The following is a 13,658-nucleotide window of genomic DNA, read 5'->3' as shown; positions in this document are numbered from 1 at the left end:
TTAAAATAGTGGAAATAGCATTCTTTCACAAAAAGAGGAGTCAGCAATTAGCGCTGATTCCTCTTTTTGGGTTTATAAAACATTTAGCTCAAACATGCTGTACTTCTTTTACAGTAATATTTTCATTCTTATTAAAGTCAAAAATAAGATCACTTTCAATCTTATTAATAGCTTCAAAAATTTTCAAACAGTAATTTATATTTTTTCGTTTTTCACCAATTACTTTATTACAAAATGATTTATCAACAAAGAAAATTTTCTTTTTAGTATGTGGATCGACAATAATGCTATTTATAGCTTCATTATCAAACTTTGCTGATGGCCAATTTCTGTGAATATATTTTATTGTTCTTTTTGGCTTTGGCTCCTTAATATTAATAATTGCTGCCATATCACCTGAATTAATACAAACTAACTGATAACCATCTTTCCCATCCTCACAATCATATGCAACACAAAAATGAAGTTTCGGCTTAGGATCTAACCGATATTTTAAATCTTTTCTACTTACGTAACATGCATAGCAAGCTGCCAATAAAGCAAAAAAAGCCAAAATAGCCGAAGCCACATCAGCCCAAGCCGAAATAATACCTGAATCCATTTTCAATTCACCAAGTCTCTTTTTATTTGATTGTATAACAAAAAGGCTGCCAATTCAGACAGCCTTCTAAATTAGATTTAATTATAGGCAATGACCATTAACATCAAAGTAATATTCCCTGTATTCACCATTCCACGGAGCATAATGCCAGCCATTAGCTACCATATCACCTGCACCATCAAAATAGTACCAAGCACCATTGATCCATAACCATTCATTCTCGGCCCTAGTACCATCTGCTTTAGAATACGACCAGGTTGGATATTGGTTATGGCCATTACTGAATGAATGCCAGCAATTTGTTACATAGTGGCCGTTTACATCAAAGTAATATTCATTGTATTGATCATTCCACGAAGCACCATGCCAGCCATTAGCTACCATATCACCTGCACCGTCAAAATAGTACCAAGCACCATTAATCCATAACCATTCACTTTCTGCTCGTGTGCCATCAGACTTGGAATATGACCATGTATATTCTGGATATGCATATTTGCCATTATTATATGAATGCCAACTATTTGTTACGTAGTGGCCATTAACATCAAAATAATATTCGTTATATTGCCCATACCATGGAGCACCATGCCATCCATTAGCAACCATGTCACCTGCACCGTCAAAATAGTACCAAGCACCATTGATCCATAACCATTCACTTTCTGCTCGTGTGCCATCAGACTTGGAATATGACCATGTATATTCTGGATATGCATATTTGCCATTATTATATGAATGCCAACTATTTGTTACGTAGTGGCCATTAACATCAAAATAATATTCGTTATATTGCCCATGCCATGGAGCACTATGCCATCCGTTAGCTGACATCTCACCTAAACCATCAAAATAGTACCAGGAACCATTGATTAATAGCCATTCACTTTCTGCTCGCGTACCATCAGTCTTACGATAAGTCCAATCATAGGTACCATCATAATTCCGACTTGATTGCCAGCCAGTTGAATAACCAGAGTACCAATCTGCTCGTGCTTGACTGGTAGTGGCTGTGACAGACTGAGCAACAGTCGTAGTTTGTTGTTCACTTGCAACATTACTACCTTGTGCACTAGTATCAGCAGAAGCACTCGTAACTGCTGCATCACTATTACTTACTTGAGTCGATACAGCACTACTATCTGTATTTACATTATTAGTAGTAGCAACAGTAGTACTATTCATATTGCTACTATTTGTACTTACATTAGTATCAGCACTAACACTAGTAATTCCAAGCGCTAATCCTGCTAAAACAGTGGTTGAAGCCAACCATAATTTCTTTTTCAAGATTATTCCTCCCCAAAAGTAACAAAATACGGTTTCATTTTAGCACTTAATTATTTAGCTAACAAGCTAACACAAAAAGGCTGACTCAACGCCAACCTTTCTTAATCAACTTATTCAGTTAACCATGCATTTTGCTCATCAAAATGGTAAAGCTTACTTTGTCCGTTATTGGTTAAGTAAACATCCCCAGTATCCGCTTCACCATTATTCTTAAAGTGGTAGTAGTGACCATTAATCTTTTGCCAGCCGATTAATGCTGAGCCACTAGCGTCAAAGTAATACCATTTTCCATTAACTTTTTGCCAACCAGTAGTCATTGCTCCAAACAAACCGTTATGTTGAGTGGTTAAGAAATATACCTTTCCGTTAACCGTTTGCAACCCACTCTCCATTTGGCCAGTCGTTGAGTTCATATAGAACCAGTTATTACCAATAAATTGCCAGCCACTATTCTGCCAAGTATTTACTGGATCGAAGTAATACCAACTGTTATCAATCAACTGAAATCCACGTACTGCCCAGGCATTAACAGTATCAAAGTAATAACCATGCCCGTTGATCTTTTGCCAACCTGTCAACGCTTTACCATCGTTACCAAAGTAGTACCAGTTTCCTGCACCAGACCGGAACCATCCCTTTGCTGCAGCTCCATTATTATAGAAGAAATACCAGTTATTATTAATATTCCACCAACCAGACCGCATAGCCCCATAATTGCCATCATGTTGCGTATTTAAGAAGTATAAACTATTTTCAACCGTTTGTAATCCCGTCATCATTTGGCCATAACTAGGGCTAAAGTAGAACCAATTATTATCAATCCATTGCCAATTCGTATCCATCCAAGCATTGTTTAAATCAAAGTAATACCAATTACCGCTCAAATTTTGCCAATTGGTCAATGCCCATGCATTATCTAAATCAAAATAATACTTATGGTTCCCAATCCACTGCCAGTTTGTCTCTGCAACCCCCTGACTAGTAAAGTAATACCAGTGGCCGTTAATGAATTGCCAGCCAGTCAACACAGCACCATTATTTTGGAAATAATACCAATTATTATTTACCCTTTGCCAACCAGTTACCATCGCACCACTATTGTTTAAGTAGTACACATTGCCATTAACATTCTTCAAACCAGTTTGCATATTACCAGTTGTCGGTTCTAGGTAATACCAATTACCGTTGATCCACTTCCAACCTAACTCTAATAGTCCAGCCTGATCAAAATGTCGCCATTCATTATCAATTAAATGCCAGCCAGGAGTGTTATATTCTTCAGCAGTACTAGAATTATTATCACCTTCAGCCCAGATAAAATGCATATCAACATTTAACAAATTAAAATTAAATGTCGAACCATCACTATAAGTTCCCGTACCAACTGATTTAGTAATGGATGGGTAGATCCCAAGCGTATTAATTCTTTGTGGATTAGTCAAAAAATTTTGTGCATGACCAAAATTATCTGAAGCATCATTAAAGAGCATTCCCATTACACCATAGTAAATTAGTGCTCTTAAATCATCCATTGTAGTTACACTAAATACAGGAATAGCATTATTATTGATAAACTCATTCCCTTTAGCACTTGCAAAAGGACGAACAGCTAAACCATTTATATTATCATTATAAATTTGTTGGGCAGCAATATTTTCACTATGATTGTTAAGAATTTCTGGATCATGCCAATGACCATTCATTAATGATTCATTCTTATTTTGATATTCCAACGCCATTGACCGAACCTGATCTATCGTTTCGTCATTTAATTGAAAAGGCTCCAAGCCAAACTCACTTCTAATTTGATTTACTAAGCCTACTCCATACTGATTCATTTGGATCGTTTGTTCAGGACTTAGGTTATTAACATTTACATATTCTTTAGCGGCAACACTGTCTGATTGGTAATTATTCATACTCAACCCGCTAATTGTTGTCTGCTGAAAATCATTTGCTTCAGTAGAGTTAGAAATACCCCTTAATTTATCAAGAGTATACCCTTGTGAGAAGTTTACGTACTGGGTACTCTGTGTATTTAAATTGGCCGAATAAAGTGCTGCAGTTGTCGCTGAAGCTTGCTGCTGAGCAACATTACTGACAATGGGCTGATTACTATTAACATTATCAGAATTAACACTTGTCGCGGAATCGGTTGTTTGTGTATCAGCGAGAACATTATTTTCAGCAATCCCAATCCCTATTGCGGTGGTCAGTGCCGCAACTGTCGTTATTTTCACAAGATTTTTATTCATCAATCTTCCCCCATAGTTTGTCGAAATAATCTTATATCATAATTCTACACTAACTGATATTATAAAACGAAATGTTTACAGAATTGTTAAGCTAATATTAGCAAATTGAAATGACCCTTACATTTATAGTATATTAATAAGGTTAAAAACTTTTGATTGAGGTACAAAATATGAATGACAATCACGAGACACGTGAAGAATATCGAAAAAAGATGGAACAACGGATCCATGATAAGGTAGCTCAGGATCAGAAGCAAAATCATGAATCCAAAATGTCAAAATTTAAGTTACCAAAATTTAAGTCTTCAAATAATAACCCACGGAGAACTTCATCAAATATGAATCCAAATACACCAGAAGTTCATCACTACCGAACTCCTCGCTGGGTTAAAAATATTATTTGGGCACTAGTTATTTTGGTATTACTCGGTGGTGGCTACGAATACCATAAGATTAATTCGGCTGCTAATAATATTTTTGGCAGTGGCGATGGTAAAATCAGCAAAAAGCTCCAAAAAGGTGAGCCTGTTTCTGTCCTAGCAATGGGAACTGATGTCGGTGCCTTGGATCGTGGAAATACTGGTGGAAATACTGACTCGCTTGAATTGTTTACAATTAACCCTAAAACAAAGAAAATAACTATGACCAGTATTCCTCGTGATACGCTAGTTCGTGTTCCGACTAAAGAAGGTCCTACATACGTAAAGATTAATGCAGCATATTCAATCGGTGGTCCCAAAAAGACCGTTAAAGCTGTCTCCGAGCTGTTAGATGTTCCGATTGATTACTATGCCGTTATTAACATGGGGGTTTTAAAAAAGGTTGTTAATACAGTCGGTGGTGTAACCGTAGATAATCCTTTTGCGTTCACGTACGAAGGACACCACTTTAAGAAAGGAAAGCAACACCTTAACGGTGAGTTAGCTCTTAAATATTCTCGGATGCGTTACAGTGATCCAAATAATGATTATGGACGACAAAAACGTCAACAACAAATTATCGAAAGCGTTATTCAGAAATTTAAGAAATCCGGCTCTATTGGAACTGCAAATAATATTCTGGATGCAGTTAAAGATGGCGTAAAAACAAATATTCCAGTTGACGATATTGCAACACTATACGGTAATTACCATGCCGCTATGGATAATGTCACAACTTACCATTTCCAAGGACAAGATGCCACAATTGAGGGCGTCTCATTCCAAATTGCTAGTCCAAAAGAAATTAATCGTATTTCTAAACTTATTCGGAAACAATTAGGTCTTAAGCCTAAAAAAGTTGTTAACCACGAAACTAGAATGTACAAGTCTCAACCATCCTATAATGGTGTAACTAATACAGACTTTATTCTTCCTGGTGGTGCTAGTTATAACGATCCAGGTAGTGGTAATGGAAGCGATTATGTTATTGGTGGTAAGACATCAATAAAATCGTCATCACAAAAACAAAGTTCTATCTATTCTAATAGTGCAAGAACCTATGGTGAAATAAGAAGCTCACAGGTTACTACCCAAGTTCCTCAAACAGAAAGAAGAACACAATCAACCGTCCGTAGTGAGTACCAAACTACAAGAACTCCTACTACTGGTCGTGTTTCTGAAAACACTACAGCACGTACTGTTCAAGAACCAACTACAACTCGTGAATAATAAAAAAATATCATTCGGAATTTTAGATAATTCTGAATGATATTTTTTTATTAGTTATCGTTATAATCTGATTCTGGCTTTAGCTTATTAGCATAACCATTAACTTCATCTTTCTGTGACTGATTAGTATAGTAATCTCGAAGCAGTCCCGATACAGTAACGTGTTTCGTTGTGGTCGAAGCCTCTGCTACTGATTGACCCTCTTTAGGATCAACGTATTTAATCGTTACGTCGTTGCCATTTCGTTTAAAATACAGCCAGCTAGTTGGATCACCATTAGCGGTAACGTAACTAAAGCCATTCGAGTTGCTTCCATACCACATCATTCCATCACTTATTCCGTCCTTAAACCAATCTGGTTCTTGATATAAAGCTACAAGGGTTCCCAGTTGCTGAGTTGATAAATTATGTGAATTATTTGCTGATGCAGATTGATTCCGCATGTCTTGAACCTTAGTATTGTTAGCAACATTCATAATCCGCTTAACTGCATGATGCTGCTTAGCATAAGCAACCATCTCAGCTTTAGTTACCCCATCAGGAGATATTCCCGCATCGCTATCAGAGATGTAAGTCTTGTTCCCAGCTATTGTGTAGTAAGTGCTATCTATTCCATGTTCACTATCCTTTTGATTAAGCTTCACATAGTATAAAAGATCTGCACCATCAGGATAATCCTTATAAAGCGGTCCCTCTCCCTTAGGAACGCTATTCTTATTATAAATTTTTACAACCGCTCCCTGACCAGATACATCCATATCCTTAGAGTAATCATTTTGATCAGACCCTGGCATATGCTCACCAGTATAATAAAGAACTAGTGCAGCGTTTTGAGCTGGCGTTAGCTGATTAGGATCGAGCGTTGAATTATTAGAAGTATTCATGGTAGTACTATTAGCTGCCTTTTTAGCAACTTTCGTATTGTTCGAACTAGAAGATGAATTACTATTATGTGTGTTACCACATGCTGCTAAAGTTACCGCAAGTAGCGATGTAACAATTACTAAACCTATTTTTCTCATTAAAAATCCTCCAAAACTAATCTTTAACACTGTAATTATAAAGCAATTCAGCCTATCCACAATATCTTTCAGTCCAAAATAAAAAATCCATAATCTACGTCACTGTAGACTATGGATTATGTTATATTCAATTATTTTCCAGTAACAGAAGTAGCCGTAACATGGAATGAATGACCGTTACCACTTACAGTCCAATCGTTAATTCCATTTTGAACAGCCGTATATCCATCAACCTCATCAATTGAAGGTAATCCAGTAGCTGGCTTACCTGAGATACCAGCATTGTTTAACTGATTACCGATATGTTCTTTAACAATATTTTTGGCATCTTGTGCTGTCATTTGCTCACGAGTGCTTTGCTCTGATGTTGAAGTAGCAGTAGTAGACTTACTACTAGAAGTAACATTACTGGATGAACTACTTGTTACTGCAGAACTAGATACTGACTTTTCACTTGCTTTCTTGCTCTGATTAGTAGAAGTAGCCGCGGTCTTACCAGAAGTTTTTGCACTTTTTACAACCTTACTTGAGGATGCATCATTACTTGAATTATCTTTAGTAGAACTACTTGAATTACCACAGCCTGCTAAAGTAATCATTAATGCACCGGCAGCAACAGTTGCCATAAGTTTTTTCATATAATAATGCTCCTTCTTTATTAATTGTTTCATCTATTATCTTATATTCTAAAACTAATTACAACACAACGTAGTAACTTGCTGAGTAGTACTTAGTGTAACCAACTTTAATTACGTCACCAGGTTCTGGAGCATGGACATATGCACCATTACCAAGAGAAATCGCTACATGGTATGGTGCACTATTACTACCATAAAATAGCAACGCACCCTTAGGAGCATTTGCAACATCATAGTGGTGAGTACCTAATGCTTGTTGTTGGTAAGTTGTTCGATAGTTAGCGCCTAAGCCATATGCCCATTGAACTAACCCAGAACAATCAAAACCAGTAGATGGATTATTACCACCCCATACATAAGCACGACCACGCATTGACATTGCCTTATTTACGGCTTCACTATGATCATCCAACCAAGCACCATTGGATCCAAAATTATATGTCTTACCATCAATCGTTTGAGTACCAGTAAGCATATTAGCATTGGTGGTATCGAAGTAGTACCAAACATTGTTAATCTTTTGCCAACCAGTTAAAGCCCAGGCGTTAGTTGGATCGAAGTAGTACCAGAAACCAGCGTTAGACTTGTACCAGCCGGTGTTAGCCCAGGCATTACTTTCATCAAAGTGGTACCAGTTGTTATTAATCTTTTGCCAACCAGTTAAAGCATTAGCGTTGGTATCATCGAAGTAGTACCAGTTATTGTTAATCTTCTGCCAACCTTTTTCAGCCCAGGCATTTGATTGATCGAAGTAGTACCAGAAACCGGCATTGGACTGATACCAACCAGTACTTGCATTAGCATTGGTTTCGTCAAAGTGATACCAGTTATTATTAATCTTTTGCCAACCAGTTTCTGCTTGAGCAGTTTCATTATTGAAGTAATACCAGAAGCCAGCTTGTGATTGGTACCAACCAGTTTGGGCATTTCCTTCATTGCCAAAGTAATACCAACTGTTATTTACTTGTTCCCATTCATTGGTAACTTTGGCATTATTGTTGTAGTAATAAGTATTACCATTTTCTTTAACTAACCCATTTTGGGCTACTGAAGTTGTTTGACTAGCTTGACTAGCAACATTAGTGGAAAAGTTGTTAGTTGTTGCTGGCTGTGCTGAAACGACATTATTACTTGCACTAGCAGTACTACTATTGGTACTTGCATAACTAGCTGCCACAGTTGCACTTTCAACAGTTTGTTGTGATTGAGCAACTTGAGTAGTCGAAGTTGCATTGTCTTGAGCAACTACATCAGCTTGAGCGTCAGTAGCCATTGTTATACCAAAAGCTAATGAAGCAATAGTGATTCCCATAGTTAACCATTGCTTACCACTCTTATATAACTTGTAATGTTTCTTACTCATAAACTAAAATACAACTCCCTTTAATTCGTTCATCAATAATTTCAACGGTTACTACTATACAATAAATTTTTCTTAAAAAGTTGAATGTCGTCAGTTTGTTAACGAATGTTGCCGTCTTGTAATATTAGTGAAATTTTTTGTTACAAAAAACGTCTTGACCCTCATTAAGTCAAGACGTTCTCAATCAATAAAATATTAATTTAACTTATTAGTAGCCACTCCAGTAACCATTGCTGTAGAAGTAGTAGCTCTTACCATTGATATTTTGCCAACCAGTCATCATTGCACCGTGCTTTGGATAACCTGGATTAAAGTAGTACCAGTGACCATTTAGCCATTGCCAATCAGTAGCAGCAGCATAACTACCTGATTGGAAGTAGTACCAAGTACCATCTTGACTCATCTGCCAACCAGTAACTGGATGTCCTGCCGCGTCAAGATAGTATAACTCATTGTTATCCCGGTTAGTTGTCCAGCCAGTTGACATCCAAGCATTTTCTTGGTTAAAGAAGTACCAATAGCCACGGTACCATTTCCAGCCAGTATATGCAGATGCATTAGTGTTATCAAACCAGTACCAGTGACCATTAATCCATTGCCAGCCAGTTAATGCCCAGGCATTATTGTAATCAAAGAAGTACCAGTAGCCAGCCGGTGATTGGAACCAGCCTGTTTGAGCATTAGCATTGACTGGATCAAAGTAGTACCAACGATTATTAAGTCGTTGCCAACCAGTAAGGGCCCAGGCATTACTGTAATCGAAGAAATACCAGAAACCAGCTCCAGATTTAAACCAACCTGTTTGCGCCCAGGCGTTAACTGGATCAAAGTAGTACCAATGATCGTTAATCTTTTGCCAACTAGTTAAGGCATATCCTTCATCAGTATCGAAATAATACCAGTGATTATTAAGCAATTGCCAGCCAAGATATGCACTTCCATCGCCTTTAAAGCCATACCATTTGCCATCAACCTTTTGCCAGCCGGTCTTCATTGCACCATAAGAACCATCATGATTAATATTAAGGTAATAAATATTCCCATCAATCTTTTGAATTCCAGTAACCATGGAACCATCACTTGGTGTGAAGTAGAACCAGTTGCCACCTAATTGCTGCCAACCTTGTAGAGCTTTACCATCTTTTCCATAGTAGTACCAAACAGTTTCAGTAGTACCATCTTCTTGCTTAACTTCTTTAGTCCCCCAACTATTAGGAGTTCCTGTTGGTAAAAACGGATTGGTGTTCAAGTAAGCCAGTTGAGCCTTCAAATAACCATTAATTGTATTTTTCATTGAAGCAAGGGCATCCGCTTTTTCTTTTTCAATTGCAGCAAGCTTTGCTTGATTTTCTTTTTGTAATTTTTGTAAAGCGTCTCGGTTACTTTGTTCAAGCTTATTCAGGAAGCCACTTTGAGCAAGCGAACCGATAAACAAGGTCTTGGCAGTTGCCAATGCACTTTCCTGAGTTTTCTTAGCTTCTGTTAACTTATTTTGAGCATCTTCGTTTTCCTTTTGTGCCTTTTCATATGCACTCTTGGCTTCAGCACTCTTCTTTTCTGCTTCCGCAACTGCGGCTTCAGCATTTGATTTATCATCACTTGAAGCTGATTCAGCGACCTTCTTAGCGGCATCTAAGTCAGAAGCAGCATTAGCACTAGCTACCTTGGCAGCTGATGCAGCGGTTGAAGCTTGAACGGCTGCATCACTTGCTTGAGCGTATGCGGCATTAGCACTTGAAGTAGCATCACTATATGCTTTATATTCTGCTGGGGCAGCTGATTCGATCCCAGGAATTTTTGTTGGATCAGTATTTACAGCACTAGAAGCAATTGCATAGGCTGAAGAATTAGCATCAGATAATTCTTTTTCAGCTGCTGAATTAGCCTTAACTTGTGCTGCACTCTTGGCATCATATTCAGAATTTATTGCAGAAGTCTCGCTAGCAATTGCTGAACTTGCAGCAGCACTAGCAGCACTAGCAGTCCTTGTAGCACTAATTGCTGAACTTGCAGCAGCATAACTATTAGCTGCTGGAGTTGCGGCTAAACTAGCAGAAGTACTAGCCTTAACTGCATAGCTTGAGATTGTATTTTCGGTAGCAATGTTATCAGCACTTACTTTAGTGTTAGATGATAATAATCCAAGTGTTAAAGCAGCACCGGCAACTAAAATCGTATTTCTCAATTTATGAGAATGAAGACTCTTGTTAGTCATTGATGATTCTCCTTTTTTACGCTTAATCACAATTATTTTACAACATCTATTTTAGAATTAACACCGCAATTAATAATAAAAGATCCCATCAACTGATGAGATCTTTTATTATCATTATGCCCAGTAGAAGTTAGGACGATAAACCATTTGGTATGGCCGATCATCATCGTTCCAATACCATTGATAGTTAAATTCTTGAACAGCTTGACCAGCAGCACCGTACCGAGAATTTGGATTTGAACTCCAGTAGTATCCACAAGTTGAGATACACATTGGATCTGGGCCTGCAGTAGAGATAACTACCGTATGACCTGCTCCACCAGCAGAAGCACCTGGGTTACCCCAAATCACAATATCACCGTATTGAACATTTTGAACGCCACGGCCACGTCCTGCAAGGTAGTAACCATTTTGAAGCAAGTAATTACCCAAATCTAAAGTGGAATAAGTATGGGCAGGTGTATGACCGCCAGCGCTCCAAACAGCTTGTGTCATTGAACCAGAACAGTCAGCAGTTCCATCAGCCCCAGTTCGTGAACCGTACATTGAATAGGTTAACTTGCCTTCACGGGCCAAGAACCAATTAATTACCCGTTGACTAAAGCCAACAAAGGCACCATTACTTTGCAGGTTTACCCAGTGACCATCAATCCAATGTCCACCAGTCCACATATTAGCATTGGTTGGGTCCATGTAGTACCAATTATGGCCGACAAATGTCCAGCCAGTATGAGCCCATGCATTTTCTGGATCAAAGTAATACCAGAAACCTGCCGGTGATTGGTACCATCCTAGAACTGAATTTGCATTGTTAGCATCAAACAAGTACCAGTGACCATTGATGCTTTGCCAACCAGTTTTGGCAGTTCCATCCTGGTTAAAGTAGTACCAGAAACCTGCTGGTGACTTATACCAGCCAGTGGTTGCGGCTGCATTATCACCAAAGTAGTACCAACTACCGTTTACCTTTTCCCAAGTATTTGCTCCCAAACGATTATTACTCTTAAAGTAATGATTATTTCCCAGCTTATTTAAGCCATCAGCTAGATTATTCAAATCCAGATCGCCAGTAGTTGAATTGAAGTATAAGGTTTTTCCGTCCACAATTGCTGAATTTTGGCGAACACCAGTAACAAGATCGTAATATTGTAGTGAACCTGTAGCAGGATTATAAACTAATCCCTTTTGTTGACTTCCTGATGGGCTAAAGAAGTAGTAGTCGCCATTAATTAAATGAACACCTGTAAACATTTGGTGATTCGTAGGATCAAAGTAATAACGGTTACCATTGATTGTTTGCCAACTAGATAATGCTGAGCCACTGTTGTTAAAGTAGTACCAGCTACCATTAACCAATTGCCAACCAGTCTTCATCGCACCGTATGCACCATCATGTTGATCGTTAAGGTAATACAAGTTGTTATTGATAGTCTGAAGACCAGCAAGCATTGCATTATTTGTAGGAGCAAAGTAATACCAATTATTTCCTAACCACTGCCAACCCGTTAAAGCCCAGGTATTGTTAGTGTCAAAGTAATACCAGCTGTTATTCAATACTTGCCAACTTTTAAGCGCCCAAGCATTAGTCGGATCGAAGTAATAACGGTGACCGTTGATCGTTTGCCAACCAGTCCGTGCTTCTCCATCTTGATTGAAGTAGTACCAGTTATTATTAATAAGATGCCAACCAGTGTAGGCAGCACCATCATTAGCACCGCCAAAGCCATACCAACGGCCATTAATTTGTTGCCAGCCATTCTTCATTGCGCCATAAGTACCGTCATGTTGATCATTTAAGTAGTAACCATGGTTATTAATCTGCTTTAAACCACTTTGCATAATTGAACTGGACGGATCAAAGTAGTACCAATTATTTCCTAACCATTGCCAGCCGTTCATAGCCGCACCATTATTAGCAAAGTAGTACCAATTATTATTAACAGATTGCCAACCAGTCTGCATTGCACCATATGTGCCATCGTGTTGTGGATTTAAAAGGTATTTACTATTGTTAATCGTTTGTAGTCCCGTCTCCATCGCACTATTTTGCGGGTTTAGGTAATACCAATTATTATTGATATATTGCCAATTGGTAGCGTTTTGACCATTATTGAAGTAATACCAGTTATTCTGGCTAGTTTGCCAGCTTTATACAATTTAAAGTGATTTTTCATCAGATCTTACCCTTCCATAAATATAAACACTCTTATCTTAACACCAAACAAAAAAACTAGATAGGAATTTTCCAATCTAGTTTTTTACCAAGTTTTTAAGTGCTTAACCTATAATTTGGCGCGTAATTCTAGCCAAGGCCTCAACATAACTAACACCCCAATTAAAATTACGGTTGTTCCGAGTATAAACTGCAATTGTATAGCTATTACTACCATTTGGAATATAACCAATACTATTAACTTCCCATAAACCATTATCACTGGCAGGACGCCAACCGTTCTTCAGGTAATAATTACTGCTTCCAGCAGAAATACCCCAGCTTTGCTCAGCAGAAACGGTATTCATTAGCCATTTGATATAATTCCGTGACTTATCATTAAGGTAGTTAGAAGATGGATCTAAGTAGATCATCTTCAATAGCTTTAATTGATCTGATGGAACCGTTAATGA

The 13,658-nt window shown here is 37.9% G+C and carries 9 protein-coding genes and 2 pseudogenes; 1 reads left to right on the top strand and 10 read right to left on the bottom strand.

Annotation, left to right across the window (positions count from 1 at the left end; translation table 11 throughout):
- Positions 1–88 precede the first annotated feature (88 nt).
- The 3 genes from LKJ51_RS04120 to LKJ51_RS04110 all read right to left on the bottom strand — a co-directional run bounded on the left by LKJ51_RS04120 (position 89) and on the right by LKJ51_RS04110 (position 4,146).
- A complete protein-coding gene (locus tag LKJ51_RS04120; protein ID WP_270529951.1) occupies positions 89–601 on the bottom strand; it encodes a hypothetical protein in 513 nt (170 codons plus the stop codon).
- Between the two features lie 81 nt (positions 602–682).
- Positions 683–1,891: a mannosyl-glycoprotein endo-beta-N-acetylglucosaminidase gene (locus LKJ51_RS04115; RefSeq protein ID WP_003716792.1), complete on the bottom strand. Its 1,209-nt coding sequence runs from the start codon at positions 1,889–1,891 to the stop codon at positions 683–685.
- 110 nt (positions 1,892–2,001) lie between these two features.
- Complete coding sequence (locus LKJ51_RS04110) at positions 2,002–4,146, bottom strand: SEC10/PgrA surface exclusion domain-containing protein (protein ID WP_291979484.1); 2,145 nt, start codon at positions 4,144–4,146, stop codon at positions 2,002–2,004.
- A gap of 338 nt (positions 4,147–4,484) precedes the next feature.
- Here LKJ51_RS04110 and LKJ51_RS04105 point away from each other — a divergent pair, with 338 nt between their 5' ends.
- Entirely contained in the window at positions 4,485–5,795 is a 1,311-nt protein-coding gene (locus tag LKJ51_RS04105) for an LCP family protein (protein ID WP_434737676.1), read from the top strand.
- Between the two features lie 50 nt (positions 5,796–5,845).
- Here the strand turns inward: LKJ51_RS04105 and LKJ51_RS04100 are convergent, their stop codons facing one another.
- From LKJ51_RS04100 to LKJ51_RS04075, 7 genes and pseudogenes are all read right to left on the bottom strand, one after another.
- Complete coding sequence (locus tag LKJ51_RS04100; protein ID WP_278808573.1) at positions 5,846–6,817, bottom strand: Lreu_0056 family protein; 972 nt, start codon at positions 6,815–6,817, stop codon at positions 5,846–5,848.
- A gap of 131 nt (positions 6,818–6,948) precedes the next feature.
- A complete protein-coding gene (locus LKJ51_RS04095; RefSeq protein ID WP_269028820.1) occupies positions 6,949–7,455 on the bottom strand; it encodes a hypothetical protein in 507 nt (168 codons plus the stop codon).
- A 58-nt stretch (positions 7,456–7,513) separates the two neighbouring features.
- Positions 7,514–8,818 carry an NlpC/P60 family protein gene (locus LKJ51_RS04090; RefSeq protein WP_291980122.1) on the bottom strand — a complete coding sequence of 435 codons (1,305 nt, stop codon included), beginning with the start codon at positions 8,816–8,818 and terminating at the stop codon, positions 7,514–7,516.
- Positions 8,819–9,026: 208 nt separating this feature from the next.
- Positions 9,027–11,033: a hypothetical protein gene (locus LKJ51_RS04085; RefSeq protein WP_291979693.1), complete on the bottom strand. Its 2,007-nt coding sequence runs from the start codon at positions 11,031–11,033 to the stop codon at positions 9,027–9,029.
- A 114-nt stretch (positions 11,034–11,147) separates the two neighbouring features.
- Positions 11,148–13,070: a peptidoglycan amidohydrolase family protein gene (locus tag LKJ51_RS04080; RefSeq protein WP_291979692.1), complete on the bottom strand. Its 1,923-nt coding sequence runs from the start codon at positions 13,068–13,070 to the stop codon at positions 11,148–11,150.
- 12 nt (positions 13,071–13,082) lie between these two features.
- Positions 13,083–13,127: pseudogene (locus tag LKJ51_RS07170) on the bottom strand (hypothetical protein); the annotation flags it as partial.
- A 183-nt stretch (positions 13,128–13,310) separates the two neighbouring features.
- A pseudogene (locus LKJ51_RS04075) lies at positions 13,311–13,658 on the bottom strand (serine hydrolase); the annotation flags it as partial.

The organism is Limosilactobacillus sp. (genome assembly GCF_022651205.1).
In the GTDB taxonomy this organism is placed as follows: Bacteria; Bacillota; Bacilli; order Lactobacillales; family Lactobacillaceae; genus Limosilactobacillus.
This window is presented reverse-complemented; position numbering and strand designations above follow the sequence as displayed.

Bases quoted from the DNA above. Each gene is read 5' to 3' on its own strand.
- LKJ51_RS04120 (WP_270529951.1), bottom strand. From the start codon at position 601: ATGGATTCAGGTATTATTTCGGCTTGGGCTGATGTGGCTTCGGCTATT.
- LKJ51_RS04100 (WP_278808573.1), bottom strand. From the start codon at position 6,817: ATGAGAAAAATAGGTTTAGTAATTGTTACATCGCTACTTGCGGTAACT.
- LKJ51_RS04105 (WP_434737676.1), top strand. From the start codon at position 4,485: ATGAATCCAAATACACCAGAAGTTCATCACTACCGAACTCCTCGCTGG.
- LKJ51_RS04080 (WP_291979692.1), bottom strand. From the start codon at position 13,070: ATGGAGACGGGACTACAAACGATTAACAATAGTAAATACCTTTTAAAT.
- LKJ51_RS04085 (WP_291979693.1), bottom strand. From the start codon at position 11,033: ATGACTAACAAGAGTCTTCATTCTCATAAATTGAGAAATACGATTTTA.
- LKJ51_RS04095 (WP_269028820.1), bottom strand. From the start codon at position 7,455: ATGAAAAAACTTATGGCAACTGTTGCTGCCGGTGCATTAATGATTACT.
- LKJ51_RS04090 (WP_291980122.1), bottom strand. From the start codon at position 8,818: ATGAGTAAGAAACATTACAAGTTATATAAGAGTGGTAAGCAATGGTTA.
- LKJ51_RS04110 (WP_291979484.1), bottom strand. From the start codon at position 4,146: ATGAATAAAAATCTTGTGAAAATAACGACAGTTGCGGCACTGACCACC.